20 protein-coding genes are annotated in these 18,779 nt (G+C 70.5%); 12 read left to right on the top strand and 8 right to left on the bottom strand.

Annotated features, from left to right (window positions below):
• The first annotated feature begins 120 nt into the window (after positions 1-120).
• On the top strand, positions 121-1,491 hold the full coding sequence (locus OG266_RS32425) for an NAD(P)/FAD-dependent oxidoreductase (protein ID WP_371550033.1): 1,371 nt from the start codon (positions 121-123) through the stop codon (positions 1,489-1,491).
• Between the two features lie 3 nt (positions 1,492-1,494).
• Here the strand turns inward: OG266_RS32425 and OG266_RS32420 are convergent, their stop codons facing one another.
• The gene (locus OG266_RS32420; protein ID WP_371550032.1) at positions 1,495-2,934 is read right to left on the bottom strand and encodes a regulator; all 1,440 of its coding nucleotides are present in this window, start codon (positions 2,932-2,934) and stop codon (positions 1,495-1,497) included.
• Positions 2,935-3,220: 286 nt separating this feature from the next.
• Between OG266_RS32420 and lipB the strand changes: the two genes are divergently transcribed.
• The 4 genes from lipB to OG266_RS32400 all read left to right on the top strand — a co-directional run bounded on the left by lipB (position 3,221) and on the right by OG266_RS32400 (position 6,415).
• Complete coding sequence (lipB, locus tag OG266_RS32415; RefSeq protein WP_329548072.1) at positions 3,221-4,018, top strand: lipoyl(octanoyl) transferase LipB; 798 nt, start codon at positions 3,221-3,223, stop codon at positions 4,016-4,018.
• A gap of 107 nt (positions 4,019-4,125) precedes the next feature.
• Positions 4,126-5,091: a lipoyl synthase gene (lipA, locus tag OG266_RS32410; RefSeq protein WP_371550029.1), complete on the top strand. Its 966-nt coding sequence runs from the start codon at positions 4,126-4,128 to the stop codon at positions 5,089-5,091.
• A gap of 337 nt (positions 5,092-5,428) precedes the next feature.
• Positions 5,429-5,626 (top strand): hypothetical protein, encoded by a 198-nt coding sequence (locus tag OG266_RS32405; protein WP_266464918.1) that lies wholly within the window; start codon positions 5,429-5,431, stop codon positions 5,624-5,626.
• Between the two features lie 87 nt (positions 5,627-5,713).
• Positions 5,714-6,415, top strand: a complete 702-nt coding sequence (locus OG266_RS32400; RefSeq protein ID WP_266464914.1) for a DUF4191 domain-containing protein — start codon at positions 5,714-5,716, stop codon at positions 6,413-6,415.
• A gap of 117 nt (positions 6,416-6,532) precedes the next feature.
• Here the strand turns inward: OG266_RS32400 and OG266_RS32395 are convergent, their stop codons facing one another.
• The 3 genes from OG266_RS32395 to OG266_RS32385 form a co-directional block, all read right to left on the bottom strand.
• On the bottom strand, positions 6,533-7,066 hold the full coding sequence (locus OG266_RS32395; RefSeq protein WP_266464910.1) for a flavin reductase family protein: 534 nt from the start codon (positions 7,064-7,066) through the stop codon (positions 6,533-6,535).
• A 283-nt stretch (positions 7,067-7,349) separates the two neighbouring features.
• Positions 7,350-8,537, bottom strand: coding sequence for an acyl-CoA dehydrogenase family protein (locus OG266_RS32390; protein ID WP_371550026.1), 1,188 nt, complete (start codon positions 8,535-8,537; stop codon positions 7,350-7,352).
• 140 nt (positions 8,538-8,677) lie between these two features.
• Complete coding sequence (locus tag OG266_RS32385; protein WP_371550024.1) at positions 8,678-9,145, bottom strand: RDD family protein; 468 nt, start codon at positions 9,143-9,145, stop codon at positions 8,678-8,680.
• A 199-nt stretch (positions 9,146-9,344) separates the two neighbouring features.
• Here OG266_RS32385 and glnA point away from each other — a divergent pair, with 199 nt between their 5' ends.
• The 4 genes from glnA (at position 9,345) to OG266_RS32365 (ending at position 13,034) form a co-directional block, all read left to right on the top strand.
• Positions 9,345-10,754 (top strand): type I glutamate--ammonia ligase, encoded by a 1,410-nt coding sequence (gene glnA / locus OG266_RS32380; RefSeq protein ID WP_371550022.1) that lies wholly within the window; start codon positions 9,345-9,347, stop codon positions 10,752-10,754.
• Positions 10,755-10,889: 135 nt separating this feature from the next.
• A complete protein-coding gene (locus OG266_RS32375; protein WP_371550021.1) occupies positions 10,890-11,378 on the top strand; it encodes a hypothetical protein in 489 nt (162 codons plus the stop codon).
• 148 nt (positions 11,379-11,526) lie between these two features.
• A complete protein-coding gene (gene htpX, locus OG266_RS32370) occupies positions 11,527-12,447 on the top strand; it encodes a zinc metalloprotease HtpX (protein WP_371553039.1) in 921 nt (306 codons plus the stop codon).
• A gap of 2 nt (positions 12,448-12,449) precedes the next feature.
• The gene (locus tag OG266_RS32365; protein WP_371550019.1) at positions 12,450-13,034 is read left to right on the top strand and encodes a hypothetical protein; all 585 of its coding nucleotides are present in this window, start codon (positions 12,450-12,452) and stop codon (positions 13,032-13,034) included.
• A 14-nt stretch (positions 13,035-13,048) separates the two neighbouring features.
• On the opposite strand, the gene OG266_RS32360 is transcribed toward OG266_RS32365, so the two are convergent.
• From OG266_RS32360 to OG266_RS32350, 3 genes are all read right to left on the bottom strand, one after another.
• Positions 13,049-13,360, bottom strand: a complete 312-nt coding sequence (locus tag OG266_RS32360) for a hypothetical protein (RefSeq protein WP_266464892.1) — start codon at positions 13,358-13,360, stop codon at positions 13,049-13,051.
• Positions 13,361-13,634: 274 nt separating this feature from the next.
• Complete coding sequence (locus OG266_RS32355; protein ID WP_371550016.1) at positions 13,635-14,993, bottom strand: DUF2252 domain-containing protein; 1,359 nt, start codon at positions 14,991-14,993, stop codon at positions 13,635-13,637.
• Between the two features lie 5 nt (positions 14,994-14,998).
• A complete protein-coding gene (locus OG266_RS32350) occupies positions 14,999-15,505 on the bottom strand; it encodes a hypothetical protein (RefSeq protein ID WP_371550014.1) in 507 nt (168 codons plus the stop codon).
• Between the two features lie 165 nt (positions 15,506-15,670).
• On the opposite strand from OG266_RS32350, the gene OG266_RS32345 reads away from it, so the two are divergent.
• Positions 15,671-16,867, top strand: coding sequence for a winged helix DNA-binding domain-containing protein (locus OG266_RS32345; protein WP_371550013.1), 1,197 nt, complete (start codon positions 15,671-15,673; stop codon positions 16,865-16,867).
• 53 nt (positions 16,868-16,920) lie between these two features.
• Here the strand turns inward: OG266_RS32345 and OG266_RS32340 are convergent, their stop codons facing one another.
• A complete protein-coding gene (locus tag OG266_RS32340) occupies positions 16,921-17,229 on the bottom strand; it encodes a hypothetical protein (RefSeq protein ID WP_266464884.1) in 309 nt (102 codons plus the stop codon).
• Positions 17,230-17,392: 163 nt separating this feature from the next.
• Here OG266_RS32340 and OG266_RS32335 point away from each other — a divergent pair, with 163 nt between their 5' ends.
• Together OG266_RS32335 and OG266_RS32330 are read left to right on the top strand one after the other, a co-directional pair.
• The gene (locus OG266_RS32335; protein WP_371550011.1) at positions 17,393-17,752 is read left to right on the top strand and encodes an arsenate reductase family protein; all 360 of its coding nucleotides are present in this window, start codon (positions 17,393-17,395) and stop codon (positions 17,750-17,752) included.
• A 124-nt stretch (positions 17,753-17,876) separates the two neighbouring features.
• Positions 17,877-18,548: a hypothetical protein gene (locus OG266_RS32330; protein ID WP_371550009.1), complete on the top strand. Its 672-nt coding sequence runs from the start codon at positions 17,877-17,879 to the stop codon at positions 18,546-18,548.
• Positions 18,549-18,779 lie beyond the last annotated feature (231 nt).

Below are 18,779 nucleotides of genomic sequence, written 5' to 3'. Positions count from 1 at the left end.
GCGACTTCCCCCCGGCGGCCACGCCCCTACCCTCGATCCGAACTCGGGTATCCCTGGAGCCCGTTGGGGGCATGACGTCCCCACCCGGCAAGGCCGCCGCGCAACCTCGAGGAGGAGCACGTGCTAGAGCCCGCTCGCCTGGCGCAAGACGTGGACGTCGTCATCGTGGGAGCCGGGGTCGCCGGCCTCGCAGCCGCCCAGCATCTGACCAGGGCAGGCCTCACGGCCACCGTCCTGGAGGCCGCCCAGAACGTGGGCGGCCGCATGTCCACGGAGAAAGTCGACGGCTTCCGGCTCGACCGCACGGGCCGGCTCCTCTCCACGGCGTACCCCGAACTACGCATCACCCCGGGCCTGAACACCCTGACCCTGCGCCCGTTCTCGCCGGGCGTCCTGCTGCACAGCGACGGCCTGCACCACCGCACGGCCGCCCCCAGCGCCCCCCGGAGCGCGAGGGGCGCACTCACCGCCGCGCGCGCCCTCGCGAGCGCCCCCCGCCTCCCCCGGCCACGCCCCCCGGGCGGAGCCCCCCGCCCCGGCCCCCTCGGTGGCCCCATGGACCAGACCCGCCTCTCCACCGCGCTCGCCCGTCTCGCCGCCGTCCCACCGGCCCGCCTCCTCGCCCGACCGGACCTCCCCGCCGCACAGGCGCTGGCCGCCCGGGGCCTCCCGCCCCGCACGGTCGACGGCTTCCTACGTCCTCTCCTCGCCGCACTGCTCTGCGATCCGGCGCTCCAGACCTCCAGCCGCTGTGCGGACCTGGCGCTGCATTCCTTCGCGACGGGCCGGCTGTGTCTGCCGGAGGGCGGCGCCGACACACTCCCGGAACTTCTCGCGGCCTCACTCCCGCCGGGCACGGTCCACACAGGCGTCCAGGTCCGCACGGTCTCCACGACCAGCGTGACGACGCGGGACCACGGCGAACTCACCTGCCGGGCCGTCCTGTTGGCGACCGGGGCGCGGGCCGCCGCCGAGTTGCTGCCCGGGCTGCACCTGCCCGCCTTCCATCCGGTGACGGTCCTGCACCACACCACGGACGAGCCCCCGCTCTCGGAGGGGGCCCTGCTCCTGGACTCGGACCGGAGCGGCCCGGTGGCGCACACGGCGGTCATCAGCCAGGTGGACGCGACCCGCGCGCCGGCCGGACGGGCCCTCATCTCCTCGACCGTGCTCGGCACTCCGCCGGCCGCCGCCCACCTGGACGCGGCGGTCCGCGCCCAACTGGCCCGCCTCTACGGGACGTCGACCTCGCGCTGGGAACTCCTCGCGGTCCATCACGACCCCGAGGCGGTCCCCGCGATGCCCCCGCCGCACGACCTGCGCCGCCCGGTACGGCTCCTGGCGGGGCTGTACGTCTGCGGCGACCACCGCGACACGAGCACGGTCCAGGGCGCGCTCCACTCGGCCCGCCGGGCGGCCCACGCCGTGCTCATGGACCTGGGCTCCTCCCGCCCGGCCTTACTGGAGGAGCCCCTGGAGTCGGCGGCCTGAGCCTCAGCCCAGCGCCGCCACCCGCTCGCGGTACCCGCGTACGGGCGCCGCGTCCCGGTACGGCTCGAGCCGCCGCTCGAAGTCCCGTACGTACTCGACAGCCCGTACCGACCGCATCTCCACCGCCTGACCGGCGGCCTCGGCGCCCAACTGGCAGGCCTGGTCGAGCTCCCCGAGCCCGAGCCGCGCCGAGGCGAGCACCACCCGGCAGAACAGCCGGCTGCGCGCATAGCCGGGCGCCCGCAACTGCAGCGAGCGCTCGGCGTGCTGCGCGGCGGCCCGGTACTGCTGGAGGTCCCGATGGCAGTGCCCGAACTCGTCGGCGAGCTGCGCCTCGTCGAAGTGCCGTGCCCAGTAGGGGACTTCGTCGCCGGAGCGGGCCGCCTCCAGGGCTCGTTCGGCGCGCACCAGGGACGCCGTGCAGGCCCGCACCTCCCCCAGCACCCCGTGCCCGCGTGCCTCGACGGCGTGCAGCATCGCCTGGATCACGGGCGGCGCCGCCGACCCGACGCCCTGCTGGGCGACCCGCGCGAGCTGCACGGCCTCCCGCCCGTGTCCCAGATAGACGGCCTGCCTGCTCATCGTCACCAGGACGTAGGAGCCGTACGCCCGGTCCCCTGCCGCCTGCGCGAGGCGCAGCGCCTGGACGAAGTACCGCTGGGCGAGCCCGTGCGCGGCGATGTCGTACGAGGTCCAGCCGGCGAGCCTGGTGAGGTCGGCGGTGGCGGCGAACAGGCGCCGCCCGGTCTGCTCGCCGTACGCGCCGCGCAGCATCGGCTCGGCCTCGTGCTCCAGGTAGCGGACCAGGGCCTGGCGTGCATGTCCGCCGCCGTAGGCGTGGTCGAGGGTGCGGAACAGTTCGCCCACCGAGCGCAGCGCGGCGATGTCGCCGCCGGTGACCTTCTGGCCGGGGCCGCGCTCGGTCTGGTTGCGCTGCCGGGGCACGGCGGGGCGGCCCTGCACGGGGACGCGTCCGGGCCCGGGTTCGCCGCGGCTCACCCGGTCGTCGGCCTTCCCGATGAGCCAGTCCCGGCTGGGGACGACGAGTCCCGCCGGGGTGAAGGCGATCTTGCGCAGCTCGGCGTGGCTGCCGGAGTCCTTGCGCCAGAGGCCGCTGACGATGTCGACGGCTTCCTCGGGGGTCGCGGCGAACTCGAGCCCGGCGTACACCGGGGCGCACGCGTCGAGTCCTAGGTCCTGTGCGCTGAGCCGGCGTCCGAGGCGGCGGGTGAACACCTCGGCGATGAGTGCGGGCGTGGTCCCTCTCGGCTGCTGGCCGCGCAGCCACCGGGTGACCGAGGTCTTGTCGTATCTCAGGTCCAGGCCGTGTTCGAGGCCGAGCTGGTCCACGCGACGGGCGAGACCTGCGTTGGAGAACCCCGCTTCTGCGATGAGCGCGGCGAGCTGGCGGTTGGGGGTGCGCTGCGCGGGTCGTTCCGTCATCTGCGGTGCGGTCTCCTGCCTTTCGGGCCTCTGAGCGGCCTTGGGGCCGCCGAGGTGGCCCGGATTGCCTGTGAGCAGCCCTTTTGGCCTCTTGAACGGCGCGAATGTAGCGGAGCGTGAGCACGTGGTCGCACAATTCGACGGGCATTCATCCGATCGTGTGAGGATTGGCCGCCGGGCTGACGGGCATCGGCCGGACGTACAGTGGCGTGGTCGCGTTACATGCCTGACACAGGTACTTCGCTTGTTCCGCGTGCCTGACGAAGCTTCTAGGGAGGCGCTTGCCGTGAGTGAGTTGCGGTTCGTCCGTATGGGATTCGGTGCGGAGGCCGTCGAGTACCAGGAGGCGTGGGACGAGCAGCGGCGCGTACATGCCGCCCGTTTCCTGGACGAGGCCCCCGACACCTGTCTCCTCCTGGAGCACCCGCCGGTCTACACGGCGGGCAGGCGCACGGCGGACAACGAGCGGCCCCTCGACGGCACCCCGGTCATCGACGTGGACCGCGGCGGCAAGATCACCTGGCACGGACCGGGCCAGCTGGTGGGCTACCCGATCCAGAAGCTGCCGCGCCCGGTGGACGTCGTAGCACATGTACGCCGCCTGGAAGAGGCTCTTATCCGTACGTGTGCGGAGTTCGGCCTGGAGACCAGCCGCGTCGAAGGGCGCAGCGGGGTCTGGGTGCTGGGCGACCCGGTGGATCAGCGCCCCGCGCTGGGCGGCCTCTCCCTGGACTTCGACCCGCGGCTGCACGACGAGGAGTTCGACGCCCGGCTCAACGGCCCCGAGTACGCCCCCTCCAACGCCGGCCAGCGCCGCGAGGACCGCAAGATCGCGGCGATCGGCATCCGGGTGGCCAAGGGCGTGACGATGCACGGCTTCGCGCTGAACGTGAACCCGGACAACGTGTGGTTCGACCGCATCATCCCGTGCGGCATCCGTGACGCCGGCGTCACGTCCCTGGCGAACGAACTGGGCCGCGACGTGACGATCGCCGACGTCCTGCCGGTGGTCGAGCGGCACCTGAAGGACGTACTGGAGAATGCGGAACTGCTGCCCCGGGAGATCGAGCGGGCGTCTGCGTAGCCCAGCGGGAATGGGCCCCTGTTCCGCAGGGTTGCCCGTCTCGTAGACCGAAAACGAACGGGCGTACCCTGGTGTACGCCGAAGAATCGAAGCTACAGGGAGCCGATGTGTCCGCAGTCGCACCCGACGGACGCAAGATGCTGCGCCTGGAGGTCCGGAACGCCCAGACCCCCATCGAGCGCAAGCCCGAGTGGATCAAGACCCGGGCGAAAATGGGTCCCGAGTACACGAAGATGCAAGCCCTCGTGAAGAGCGAGGGTCTGCACACGGTCTGCCAGGAGGCGGGCTGCCCCAACATCTACGAGTGCTGGGAAGACCGCGAGGCCACGTTCCTCATCGGGGGAGACCAGTGCACCCGGCGCTGCGACTTCTGCCAGATCGACACCGGCAAGCCCGAGGCGCTGGACCGCGACGAGCCCCGCCGGGTCGGCGAGTCCGTCGTCACGATGGACCTGAACTACGCCACGATCACCGGCGTCGCCCGCGACGACCTGGCGGACGGCGGCGCCTGGCTGTACGCCGAGACGGTCCGCCAGATCCACGCCCAGACCTCGGGCCGGGAGGCCGGCCGCACCAAGGTCGAGCTGCTCGCCCCCGACTTCAACGCCGAGCCCGACCAGCTGGCCGAGGTCTTCTCCTCGCGCCCGGAGGTCTTCGCGCACAACGTCGAGACGGTCCCCCGGATCTTCAAGCGCATCCGCCCCGGCTTCCGCTACGAGCGCTCGCTGAAGGTCATCACCGAGGCCCGCGACTACGGTCTGGTCACGAAGTCGAACCTGATCCTCGGCATGGGCGAGACCCGCGAGGAGGTCAGCGAGGCGCTCCGCCAGCTGCACGAGGCGGGCTGCGAGCTGATCACGATCACGCAGTACCTGCGTCCCTCGGTGCGTCACCACCCCGTCGAGCGCTGGGTCAAGCCGCACGAGTTCGTGGAGCTGAAGGACGAGGCCGAGCAGATCGGCTTCTCCGGTGTCATGTCCGGCCCGCTGGTGCGTTCCTCGTACCGCGCCGGGCGGCTGTACCAGATGGCCGTCGAGAAGCGTGGCGCGTACGTCGCCTCACAGGCGGTCTGAGCCGACGCACCGGCACGTACGACGACCCCGTACGGCCTAGGCGGTAGGACTCGCCGCAGACAGCGGTCCAACGAGAGCGGTGGCACTGAGTGCCACCGCTTTTGTGTGAATCGGCGCACAAGCAACTCCCCCTTCACAATGGCCCGTTCGGCACGGCGGAGGTCTTACCCGCAGATGGGGACGCTGTCAGGGGCGCGTCAGCGATCGTGCCCGGTGCATCAAGGTTTCATTGGCGTTTGACCGGTCGGTCACGCCCTGGTAACACCAATCAGTGACCCTGGTCTTACGCCACGTGAAGCACCCGCCAGAGCCGCCACCCCGAGGAGGGAACACCATCATGCAGGCTGCGCCCGTACGCGCCACCGCCATCCCGTCGTTCACCGATGCACTCCGTGCCGTCGAGTCGATCCTGATGAGCGGCGGCCAGCGCACCGCCCGTCGCAACGCCTGGACCTCCGTCCTGGAGGACCGCCGCCACGCCAAGGACAGGGTCGAGGCACAGCGCGTACTGGAAGCCGTCGCGACGCGTTCGTAGTGCCGTCCCGCTCCCCGCGGCACCTCGCCCGCCGCTCCCCCGGTACTGCCGTCGTCGGCGCTTCCCGGGCCACGTAGACTTCCAGGCATGGCGAGGAAGGAAAGCGCAGCGGACGCCGCTGCCGAACCCGGGCGACTCAAGCAGATCGCTCTGACTTACAAGATGACCCGCAAGGCCGACTCCAAGATCGGTCTTGTACTCGCGGCTGTCGGAATTGCCACCCTTGGTGTCTTCCTCGCGATCGGCTTCTTGATCGGCCACCCGATCTATGTCGGCATTTTCGGCCTCCTGCTCGCCTTCCTCGCGACGGCGATCGTCTTCGGGCGCAGGGCCGAGCGGGCCGCGTTCGGGCAGATGGAGGGCCAGCCGGGCGCAGCCGCTGCCGTGCTGGACAACATCGGCCGAGGCTGGACCACGACCCCCGCGGTGGCGATGAACCGCAGCCAGGACGTGGTGCACCGCGCGGTCGGCAAGGCCGGCATCGTGCTGGTGGCCGAGGGCAACCCGAACCGGGTGAAGAGCCTGCTGGCCGCCGAGAAGAAGAAGATGGCGCGGATCGTCTCGGACGTCCCGGTGCACGACATTCTCGTGGGCACCGGCGAGGGTCAGGTCGAGCTCAAGAAGCTCCGCACGACGATGCTGAAGCTGCCGCGGGTCCTTTCCGGCCCGCAGGTCACCACGACCAACGACCGGCTGCGCGCGATGGGCGACCTGATGAGCAACATGCCGCTGCCGAAGGGTCCTATGCCCAAGGGGATGCGCATGCCGCGCGGCGGCAAGATGCGCTGACAAGACTTGTTCCGATGCTCCCCGTCATGTGGATGACGGGGAGCATCTCTGTTTCGGGCTCCGAGTCGGGCTTCTGTGCCGGGCTTCCGTCTCGGGCTTCCGTGTCAGATTTCCGTCTCAGGCCAGGGTTCTGAACGACCGGTCGTAGTACACCATCGGGGATCCCTCACCGAGGCGGACGCCTTTCACCCGGCCTATCAGGACCGTGTGGTCCCCGGCCGGGTGACGGGCGTGTGCCGCGCAGTCCAGCTCGGACAGCGCCCGCTCGACCGTCGGCAGCCCGTCGGGGCTGAGGCACAGCCCGCCCGACGCGAACTTGTCGCTGCCCTTGGTGGCGAAGCGCAGTGCGAGCGGGCGGTGGTCCGGGGCCAGCACACTCACCGCGAAACGGTCGCAGCACTCGAACGACGCTGCCGAGTCGGCCGAGTTCGCCAGGCACACGAGGATCATCGGCGGCTCCAGCGACACCGAGCAGAAGGAGCTGGCCGTGAATCCCCGGGGGGTGCCGTCCGCGCAACGGGTGGTCACCACGACCACGCCCGAGGGGAAGCGCGCCATCGCGGCGCGGAACTGCTCGGGGGCCACCTCGGCGTCCACCGCGTCCTGGCGATCCGTGATGGCGGCCGAACCGCCATCGATCTGCTGAACCATCGTCAACTCCCGGAGGACTGACAGGTGAGCGCTCTGCCTGGCCGCATTCGTGGCGATCGTGGACGTCGGTTACGGCAATGTGGCGGCCACCGACCGTGTTCGGGATGTCACGCGCATCCAGGACGACTATGCCGTCGCCGTCCCGGACGGGCAACCGGACGAGCGGCCTCCTGACAGCGCTCACCACCTGCGGCGACGCGGCACTCCTGACCCCGCGCCCGGGCGGGCACCTGTTCGGGAGATACCGCCGAACGGGTGCCTGAAGCGTCGTGCGGGGACGCGGTCATCGCACCGGCTCCGTCCGCTTGTCCCCCTTGCCCCCCTTGTCGTCGGACAGCGCCCAGGCGCCGTAGGCCGCACCGGTGGTCTCGAAGGACAGCGCCACGTGCGAGGCGGCGCTGTTCACATCCCTCCAGAACCGCTGTACGGGGTCGGACGAGGACTGCCCCGACGTCCCGCTCGCGCGGAAGACCCGGTCGACCGCCGAGACGAGCAGTTCCACCGCCAGTGCGAGGTCCCGGGCGCCCCGGACCGCCGCCTCGCCCTCCGGCGGACACTCCGTTCCGTCGGCCACCGCCGCCGTCCGCAGGATGAGGAGTTCCGCGGCGTCCACCTCGGCGGCCGAGCGGGCCAGCGAGACCTGCGCCGACGGCATCTCCCGGACGGCCCGTCCCCGGCGGTCGACGCGCTGTCCGGTCCGCGCGATCCAGGCGCGCAGTGCGCCTCGGGCGGCCCCGATCAGCGGAGCGGCGAAGGGCAGGGCGTTCACGGCGTACATCGGGACGATGTGGCAGCGGGCGTCGGACGCGGGCGCGCGCCCTGCGTGGACGGCCGACCGCGGCAGGGTCAGGTGATCGGGCACGAAGACGTCGGAGAGGAGGAGGGTGTGGCTGCCGGTGCCGCGCATGCCGACGGTGGACCAGGTGTCCTCGATGGAGAAATCGGCGCGCGGCACCGCGAAGAACAGCACCTCGGGCCGCTCCGGGGGGTTCTCGGCGTCCTTGGCCGGTACGGCCGCGCAGGCGAGCGCCCAGTCGGCGAAGTGCACCCCGCTGATGTACTTCCACTCACCGCTCAGCCGCCAGCCGCCGGCGACGGGCTCCGCCTTGCCGGACGGCATGAGCGCGCCGGCCAGCACCACGTCCGGTCCCTCCGCCCAGATCTCCGCCTGCCCCGCCTCGGGCAGGAACGCCGCGTACCGCCCGGCGTATGCGGCCAGCGAGGCCGCCCAGGCCGCTGACGTACACCCTTCTCCGACCAGCGCCACCGCCGAGGTCAGCTCGGCGAAACCGCCGGTCTCGCCGCCGTGGGCGGCCGGTACGAAGTGCCGCGCGAACCCGGCGTCCCGCACCGCGCGGACCACCTGCGGCGAGAGCTGACGGGCGGTTTCCGCCTCGTCGCTGTACTGGGCCGCGATTTCGGCTACCTGCGGCGCTCGGGCCACGATCGTCGACTTGCTGTCGTGCGACATGCTGTCCACCACCTCCACCGGGAATGGACGCAGTGTCTCCGGCACGGCTCATCACCGACCGGACCCCGAGCCGGTCGGGGCGATCCGTCACCCGACCGGCGTCACAGCCGGCAAGGACAAACGCCGGCCAAGGACAGTCGCTAGCTGCGGACCTCGATCGTGCGGGCCAGGCGGTCGTGCAGGCCCCGGCCGTCGCGGTCCCAGATCAGGGCCGGGATGGCCACGCACAGGAGCGCGGTGCGCAGGACGACGCGCAGGGGGTTCGGACGGCCGCCGTTCTCGGGGACGATCCGCAGGCCGAACAGGCGCTTGCCGGGGGTGAAGCCGACCGTGCCGACGGTGAGGACGCCGAGGGTGAAGAAGAGGAGCAGGGCCCAGTTGCCGGTGGCCTGGTTGTAGCCGTCAGTGAGCAGGCCGTATGCGATCAAGAGGCAGAGGGCCCAGTCGACGGCGAGGGCACCGAGGCGGCGTCCGGGGCGGGCGATCGAGCCGGGGCCGTGCTCGGGCAGACCGAGCTGCTCACCGCGGTAGCCGAGCTCCACACCGGCTTTCTCCAAGGCCTCGCGGGGTCCGGAGAGCCATGATCCGATTGCATCCCTGTTGTCCACCCGTCCACGGTACTGCGGTCGTTTTGGCATGTGGACAGGTGGGGTATGCCGGACCTGATCCGGTTAACTTGGGCGAAACAAATGGGTCACGCTTGAGAAATCACCCGTCCCTAAGGTCGGGCTCAGCGTGTGCCACCGCACTGGCCGCACGAACGAACTACCACCCCGGTCCGAAGTGAGCGGGAGTAGGAGGAGCTGGATGTTCCAGAACGCCGACGAGGTCAAGAAGTTCATCAAGGACGAAGACGTCAAGTTCGTCGACGTCCGCTTCTGCGACCTGCCGGGTGTGATGCAGCACTTCACCATTCCGGCAGAGGCCTTCGACCCGACCGAGGAACTGGCCTTCGACGGCTCCTCCATCCGCGGCTTCCAGGCCATCCACGAGTCCGACATGGCGCTCCGCGCCGACCTGTCCACCTCGCGCGTCGACCCGTTCCGCCGCGACAAGACGGTCAACATCAACTTCTTCATCCACGACCCGATCACGGGCGAGCAGTACTCCCGTGACCCGCGCAACGTGGCGAAGAAGGCGGAGGCGTACCTCGCGTCGACCGGCATCGCCGACACCGCGTACTTCGGCCCCGAGGCCGAGTTCTACGTCTTCGACAGCGTGCGCTTCGACACCAAGTCGAACGAGGCCTTCTACCACATCGACTCCGAGGCGGGCGCCTGGAACACCGGTGCGGTCGAGGACAACCGCGGCTACAAGGTCCGCTACAAGGGCGGGTACTTCCCGACCCCGCCGGTCGACCACTTCGCCGACCTCCGTGCCGAGATCTCCCTGGAGCTGGCCAAGTCCGGCCTCCAGGTCGAGCGCCAGCACCACGAGGTGGGCACCGCGGGCCAGGCCGAGATCAACTACAAGTTCAACACGCTGCTCGCCGCGGCCGACGACCTCCAGCTCTTCAAGTACATCGTGAAGAACGTCGCCTGGCGCAACAACAAGACCGCGACCTTCATGCCGAAGCCGATCTTCGGTGACAACGGCTCGGGCATGCACATCCACTCCTCGCTGTGGGCCGGCGGCCAGCCGCTCTTCTACGACGAGGCCGGTTACGCGGGCCTCTCGGACACCGCCCGCTTCTACATCGGCGGCATCCTCAAGCACGCCCCGTCGCTGCTCGCCTTCACCAACCCGACGGTGAACTCCTACCACCGCCTGGTCCCCGGCTTCGAGGCCCCGGTCAACCTGGTGTACTCGCAGCGCAACCGCTCCGCGGCCATGCGTATCCCGATCACCGGCTCGAACCCGAAGGCCAAGCGCGTCGAGTTCCGCGCGCCCGACTCCTCCGGCAACCCGTACCTCGCCTTCTCGGCGCTGCTCCTCGCGGGCCTCGACGGCATCAAGAACAAGATCGAGCCGGCCGAGCCGATCGACAAGGACCTCTACGAGCTGGCTCCCGAGGAGCACGCGGGCGTCGCGCAGGTCCCGACCTCGCTCCCGGCCGTCCTCGACCGCCTTGAGGCCGACCACGAGTTCCTGCTCGCGGGCAACGTCTTCACGCCGGACCTGATCGAGACCTGGATCGACTTCAAGCGCACCAACGAGATCGCTCCGCTGCAGCTGCGTCCGCACCCGCACGAGTTCGAGCTGTACTACGACGTGTAAGAACGCCGCACCAGCCGTACGGCATCGGCCGTGTCCTTCCTTTCGGGAGGGGCACGGCCGTTGTGTTGTTCGGTGGCGCGTTGTGAGTGGGGCGGCTGGGAAGGAGTACGGTCTCGGCGTCGTGGGGGGCAGCCAGTGAACTCGGACACGGTCACGGCCATATCGGCGACGGCGATAGCGCTCGGCTCGCTGTGGATCAGTTATTCGCAGACCAGGGCCACGCGGCTGCACAACCGTCAGTCCGTCAAGCCCTTGCTGGAGATGCGAACCATCAAGGGATACGACGACCACAGGGCAGGCCTTCAGGTCATCAACGCGGGCCTCGGGCCGGCCATCGTGACGAACTCCGTGGTCCGGCTGGACGGAGAGGCCATCGGGTACTGGAGCCTCGAGGTTTATCGCCTCGTCACGGCATCGGTGCCGGTAAAACCCAAGGTCTACTGCGCGGGCCCGGGGGCCGTCATCCTCGCAGGGCAGTCTTCCTTCTTGCTGCACCTCGAAGGGTTCCGCGACGACGAGCACGGCTGGTTCTGGGACCTCGTCACGAGGCGGCTGGTCATCGAGATCCACTACGAGTCTCTCTACGGTGGCGAGAACTTCAAGGCAGCACTGTCCCCGTTCTGATGCGGCCCCCCATGTCCGCTCCCCATAAATAAGTGGCTCTTGACAGGCCAGATCTTTGCCCGCTGCGAACCGATCGGGGCCTGTCCATGGGGGTACCCGGGCGCACAATGGAAAGCGGGACGAGTGCCCGAGTGTGGGGTGATGCATGATGCAGAGCCGGTTCCAGAGCGATCGGCGGTTGACCGCGCGGATGACGGTCACGTTGTTTCTGCTCGGATTGCTGTACGTGGCCTTCATCGCCGCGTTGATCGTGCTGATGAAGTCCTGGGTGCTGGTCGTGGTGATCGCGGCGGCGTTCCTCGGGGCGCAGTACTGGTTCTCGGACCGGATCGCGCTGTTCGCGATGCGCGGGCGGATCGTGGAGCGGGAGGAGTATCCGCAGCTGCACGGGGTGGTCGACCGGCTGTGTGCCGTCGCCGACATGCCGAAGCCGCTCGTCGCCGTCTCCGATATGGACATGCCCAACGCCTTCGCGACCGGGCGGAACCCCGATCACGCGGTGCTCTGTGTGACGACCGGACTGCTGCGGCGGCTGGAGCCCGATGAGCTCGAAGGGGTTCTTGCGCACGAGCTGTCGCATGTGGCGCACAAGGACGTCGCGGTGATCACCATCGCCTCCTTCCTGGGGGTGATCGCCGGGCTGATCGTCCGGTTCGCCTTCTACTCGCAGCTCCTGGGTGGCGGGCGGCGGGACCAGAACACGGCTCTCGTGTTCATGGCCGTCATGACGGTCTCCGCGGCCGTGTACGCGATCAGCTTCATGCTCATCCGGGCGCTGTCCCGGTACCGCGAGCTGGCCGCCGACCGGGCCGCGGCCCAGCTCACCGGACGGCCCTCGGCACTGGCGTCCGCGCTGACCAAGGTCACCGGGGACATCGCCAGGATCCCGTCCAAGGACCTGCGGACGGCCCAGGCCTTCAACGCCTTCTACTTCACGCCCGCCCTCGGCGCCGAACCGGGTGTCGCGCGGTTGTTCTCGACCCACCCGAGCCTGGAGCAGCGGCTCGAACAACTGGCGCGCATCTCCGCCGAGTTGGGTGAGGCTGCGACCCCCGGGAAGGCCGACTGAACATGGGGCTACTGGACATCCTGCTGGGGCGCAGCAGACCCGTCGCGCCCGACCTCGACCAGCTCTTCGCCCTGCCGTCGGCCGCCATCACCTTGCAGGCGGCCGCCGGGTTCACTCCGACGGGGACGGGCGCGGTGTGCTTCGCGACCGTCGAGGGGGCGGCCTTCGCCGAGGCGCACAAGGAGGTCCAGGAGCTGCTGGACGCGGACGCCGAGCGCGCGGGCCCGCCGGTGGAGGTCAGCCGTGACGAGTACGGGTACTCGTGGCTGGTCTCGCAGCGCGCGCCCGACGATCTGCCCGCTTTGGTGAGTGATCTGCACGCGGTCAACAGCGCGTTGGAGGGCAGTGGCTTCGGGCCGCAGCTGCTCTGCTCGGTGGCGAGCTTCCAGGGCGCCGACCAGCGGCGGCTCGGGCTCGTCTATCTGTACAAGCGCGGGACGTTCTATCCCTTCGCGCCGCTGGCCGGCGGCGGCCAACAGCGCGACAACGCGCTGGAGTTGCAGATCAAGGCCGCGCTGGCCGACGATCTGAGGATCGAGCAGGACCTGAGCCGCTGGTTCCCGATCTGGGGCGCCCCGGGTCTGTGACCCGGGGCACCGGATTACTTCTGGCGCTCCTGGCGCCGCGCCTCCATCGGACGTTCGCGGCGGTAGCGGCGCTCCCACTGGGCCTGACGGTCACGGCGGGCGCGGTAGGCACGGTAGGTGGAGTCCGCGCGGCCGCCGGATCCGGACGCGCCTCCCGAGGAGGCGCCCGGTGCCGACGCCGCCGACGTGCCGCCCGTGCTGCCGCCCCCGGTGCGGCCGTAGCGGACGTACAGGAAGAGCAGGGCGACCGCCGCGAGCCAGAGGACATGGTTGGAGAAGCCCATGACGACCAGGATCGCGACCGCTGAAATGATCAAGGTGCCCATGACGGGACTCCTTGCGTGCGTGGGTGACTGGATCTTGATGGCGTGAAGGTCTTGCCTGAAGACCGACGGGGCGCTGGGGGAGGCTGCCGTCCGTCGGTGCGTAGAGAGTAGCTCTGAGTCCGCCCGCTGATACCTGTCGGGAGAGAAGCGATACTCAGCGCCTCCGGAACGCCTGTCCAGCGTAGGGAAACAAGCAGTCGGCGCGCATCTGCATTTCCCTCGACATATCCCTCACGGAGAGCGGTACACCCTAGGCCTGAGGGGATGCGTGCGCTCACACGTCCTGTGTCGCCCTGATCACGCCCGCCGTCACGGCGGCGCCCAGGGCGGCGTGGTCGGCGGTGTTCTGGTCCGCGTAGCGCAGCGCGAAGTCCGCGATGGCGTGGTCGAAGGTGTCCGCGCCGCCTAGGTAGGCGGCGATCGCGATGCGGTCGCCCGAGCGGGCGTGGGCGCGGGCCAGGGCGGTGCCACACAGGCGGGCGTAGGCGAGTAGCGCGTCGGGGGTCATGCCGGCGACGTCCGCGGAGCCCTTCATGTCGCGCAACTGCCGCCAGTAGAAGGCGCGTCCCTGCGGCCCGGTCATCCAGCCGAGGAAGATGTCGCTCGCCGCCTGCAGCAGGCGCTGCCCCGCGACGACCCGGTGCCCTGGATGGACGTACGGGCCGCTGGGCAGATGCTCTTCGAGTACGGATCTGCCGGCCTGCTTGATCTGGAGGAACAGCGGGTCGTCCGCGTCCCGCCCGGCCAGCAGCACGATGAAGCAGCGGGTGCCGACGCTGCCGACGCCGACGACCTTGCGGGCGGCGTCGACGAAGCGGTAGCGGTCGAGGAGGAAGCGGCGTTCCTCGGAGAGTGTGGAGCGGTAGTCACTGAAGATCTTGCGGAGCGAGGCCATGTCGGTGACTCCGGCCGACTCCAGCAGGGGCGGGTCCTGGACGATGCGGCGGCGTCCGTCGACGGTCTCGGTGAGCTTGCCGAGTGCGTGCAGGCTGGTGCGCCGGCGGGCGCGGGTGAGGCTCGACTCGACCCGCCTGCGGTGGCGGGCCGAGCGGACCAGCGGAAGCAGGCGGTCGGCGTCGATGCGCTCGTACCAGACCGCCAGTTCGCCCTTCCCCGCCAGCCGCCGGATGCTTCGGCGGTACTCCCCCACCGCCGCCTGGGCCGCGCTGTGGGCCTGCGCCTCCGTGTGCCCGTTCTCGCGGCCCGCCACCGCGACGCTGGCCGCGAGCCGTTTGACGTCCCATTCGAAGGGGCCCGGATGCGTCTCGTCGAAGTCGTTCAGGTCGAAGAGCAGGGTGCGTTCCGGGGAGGCGTACAGGCCGAAGTTGAGGAGGTGGGCGTCCCCGCACAGCTGCACCGTGAGCCCGGTGTGCGGCTGGGCCGCCAGGTCGGCGGCCATGACGGCGGCGGCGCCGCGCAGGAACGCGAACGGCGACGCCGTCATCCTCCCGTACCGGATCGGCAGCAGCTCCGGCAGCCGGTCCCTGCCCTGCCGCTCCAGTACGGCCACGGGGTCGGGGCGGTCGACGCCGGGGATCCAGGCGGCGTGCGCGGAACGGGAGACGCGTTTGCGGGCAGCTCTGCCCTGTGCGGCGCGGTCCTCCGGGTTGGCCGTGGCGCCGATCGGGGCCACGGCCGTCAGTTCCGCACGGCTCGGGCCACTTCGGCGGTGACGTCGCCGGAGAGGCTGCGGTGGCTGCGGGCGGTGGCGTCCTCGGTGGCGCCCGCCGCGATGTCGTTCAGCGTGACGACGACGGTGTCGAGGAGGTTGCCGCTCGGGTCGCGGAAGTCGACCTGGACGACGTACGACTTCGACGAGGAGGCGGAGTTGGTGACGGTCACCTTCGCGGTGGAACGCCCGTCGGAGCCGGTGCTCGCCTTGCCGACCTTCACGTCGCCCTTGGCGTTCACGCCGTTCTTGAACTCGTCGAACTTCTGGCCGGCCTCGGCGGTGGCGGAGGCGAGGGTGTCGCCGAGCTGGGCCGTGGCGGAGGACAGCGCGTCGCCTGCCTCGGAGGCGGCGGACGCGGCCTTGGAGGCGGCGTCGGAGGGGGTGGTGTCGTCGGAGCAGCCGGTGAGGGGCGCGGCCAGGGCCGCCGTCGCGGCCACCGCGAGGGCCAGTCCTCGTACGTCGTGCCTCTTCATCGCGTCTCCCGACGTCGTCCCTCGTGCTCCTCCGGATTCCGCTCCTCGCGGTTGCCTCAGTCAAGGCGGGGAGCGGGGCGTACGCATGCCGGGTACGGCGATCGGGTGAGGTGCGCGCGAGGATGGGGACGGGAACGACGGCGTACTACGGGTGGGTGGAGACGCATGGGCGGACAGCGGCGGCACATCGGGGTGGCGGAGCGGCGGGCTCGGCTCGCGCTGGGGCATCGGCTCGCGGTGTCCGCGCGGGCGAAGAGCCCCGAGGAGGTCGCCGGGTCGCTGGTCGCGCTGCACGGGACCGATCCGGCGACGGTGTATCTGGCGGTCGGCGCGCGGCTGGCGGATGCCGGGAGGACGGTGACGGAGGTCGAGCGGGCGCTGTACGAAAACCAAACGCTGGTGCGGATGCACGGCATGCGGCACACCGTGTTCGTGTTCCCGACCGGGCTGGCCGCCGTGGTGCACGCGTCGACCGGGCTCGCCATCGCCGCGAAGGCCCGTGCCGGGCTGGTCAAGGACATGGCGACCGGCAGTGACGGCCGGCTGACCGAGGAGTGGCTCGCGGAGGTCGAGGCGTCCGCGCTCGCCGCGCTGGCCCGGCGCGGGCAGGCCACCGTGAACGAACTCACCCGGGACGAACCGCGGTTGAAGGAGCAGTTCACGTACGGGGCCGGTAAGAGCTACGAGGCTCCGCAGACCGTGTCCTCGCGGTTGATGCGGGTGCTCGGTGTCGAGGGGCGGGTCGTGCGCGGGCGTCCCCTGGGTTCGTGGACGTCGTCCCAGTTCCGCTGGGCGGTCGCTCCACCGCATCCCGGGCTTCCCGTCCCCGAGGCCCAGGCCGAGCTGCTGCGCCGTTGGCTGCGGGTGTGCGGGCCCGCGACCGAGGCGGACCTGAAGTGGTGGACGGGGTGGAAGGTCACCGACGTACGGCGTTCGCTGGCCGCGGTCGGGGCGGTGGCCGTGACGCTCGACGGCGGGGTCACGGGGTACGTGGCCGACGGTGACGACGGGCCGGTCGGCGGGCCCGCGGAGCCGTGGGCCGCGCTGCTGCCCGGGCTTGATCCGACGGCCATGGGGTGGCAGGAGCGGGACTGGTATCTCGACCCGGCCCTGCGGTCGGCCCTCTTCGACCGCAGCGGGAATGTCGGGCCGACGGTGTGGTGGGACGGGCGGGTGGTCGGGGGGTGGGCGCAGCGGGCCTCCGGGGAGGTGGTGTGGCGGGTGCTGGACGCCGACGGGGTCGGGCGGGAGGCTCGGGCGGGTATCTCGGCGGAGGCTGCGCGGGTGGGGGCGTGGCTGGGGTCGACGCGGATCACTCCGCGGTTCCGGACGCCGTTGGAGCGGGAGTTGGGGGCGGGGTGAGCCAACTCGATGCCGGGTGCCCTGCCGGAGGCAGGGCACCCGGCACCCGGGAATCAGCGCGCGTACCTCATCAGCGCTCGCACCATGTGGCACGTGGTGTCCGACGGTGGGTGGACGCCGATTTGCTGTGCGGTGGTGCGTATCTTCTCGTTGCGGGCCTGGTTCGGCATGTAGACGCCGGAGTCGAGCAGGGCGATCGCGAGGCGCATCGCCTTGAGCCGGCGGTTGTGCGTGACGTACCAATCGCGGGGGCGCCCCGGCGGCAGCGGGCGCTTCTCCACGGGCTCGTACGGCAGGTCCAGCAGGACCGCCCTCTTGGATGTGGACTGGGTGGGCAGCGGCTTCAGTGCGGCAGCGGGCACAGGCATCCTCCTGTCGCGGTCAGGGAGCCGCCGGACCCCCCGGCGACACCCTCGAACACTGCTTCTATTCTACCGCCGAGCACTGACAAAAGCCGCTGGCCACAAGGGTTCTGGGGCCCTCGGGACACCAGCGGAAAAGGGTGTCTCGCGTAACGTGTGCGGCATGGAGATCTGGATCAATCCGGCCTGCTCGAAGTGCCGAAGCGCCCTCAGCCTGCTCGACGCCGAGGGCGCCGACTACACCGTGCGCCGCTACCTGGAGGACGTACCGTCCCAGGACGAGATCCGTGACGTACTGGAGCGGCTGGGGCTCGAACCGTGGGACATCACACGGACCCAGGAAGCCGTCGCCAAGGAGTTGGGGCTCAAGGAGTGGGCCCGGGACGCCGGTTCACGGGATCAGTGGGTCAAGGCGCTGTCCGAGCACCCCAAGCTCATCCAGCGACCGATCATTACCGCGGAGGACGGGACGGCCGTCGTGGCACGCAGCGAAGAGGCGGTACGGGATGCCCTGTCCCGATAGCTCCCACCGGCCACCAACTCCCGTGTGATCCACGTTACTTCGGTGACTCCTGTAACTGTTGAGTAACTCTGTTCGGCATCTCGTACCTAGCGACGTACCGCACCCCCGCACACAGGAGGCGCTCATGTCGCGCAGGAGAACCCTCAGCACCAAGAAGAAGCTCGTACTGCTGGTCAGCGCCGCGGCCGTGGCCGGAGGAGGGGCCTTCGCCTTTGCCGCCACCTCGAACGCGTCGTCGGTGCAGAACGCGGCGACTTCGACGGTCTGCCAGGGACTGGCCACCGCGTTCGGCAACAACGAGACGTTCATCGCCGACCAGCGGGCCAACCCCGACGCGCAGTCGGAGGCCCGGATCGCCAACCGCGAAGCGGTCCTCGCGCAGATCAAGGTCCAGCAGGAAGCGTCCGGCTGCGAGGTCGGGGAGTCGGCTCAGGACTCCCAGCCCGTCACGCCGCCCGCGGCCTCCACTCCCCCGGCGGCCTCCGCTCCCGCGCAGAGCGCCCCCGCCGAGGACACCGGGGCCGATGCCGGCGCCGGCGCCGCCACCGGCGAGCAGGTCTGCAACGGCTCGACCGTCACCCTCTCCGGAGAGGCCGGCGCCCCGGCCGCGTCCAGCAACCAGTTCCCCGCCGGGACGCTGCTCAAGGTCACGAACCTGGACAACAACAAGTCCACGACCGTGGAGGTCACCGCGACCTCCGGAAGCTGCGCCCTGCTGAACAACGCGGCCTTCGAGCTGGTCCGGGAACCCGGCAAGTTCCTGATCCGCAACGCGCTGATCGAGAAGGTGGGCTGACGGCATCTGTATGACCTGACGGGATCCGCACGAACCGGGGTCCTGCCGCTTTCCGGCCAGGAGCGGCAGGGCCCCTCCCCATGCGCGCCCGCAAACCCATCGCATACGAGCCGTGGGGCCGGGAGCAGCGCGGAACACCGCGTGCCACCGACCGGCAGGGCCGCCGGTCGCGGTCGCAAGCGCCCCCGTCGGGCGATGCCGAGTGACAACGGGCACACACAGCTCAGGTAA

Source organism: Streptomyces sp. NBC_00554, assembly GCF_041431135.1.
GTDB lineage: Bacteria > Actinomycetota > Actinomycetes > Streptomycetales > Streptomycetaceae > Streptomyces.
The sequence above is the reverse complement of the archived record's forward strand: the minus strand, read 5'-3'. Positions and strand labels throughout refer to the sequence as shown.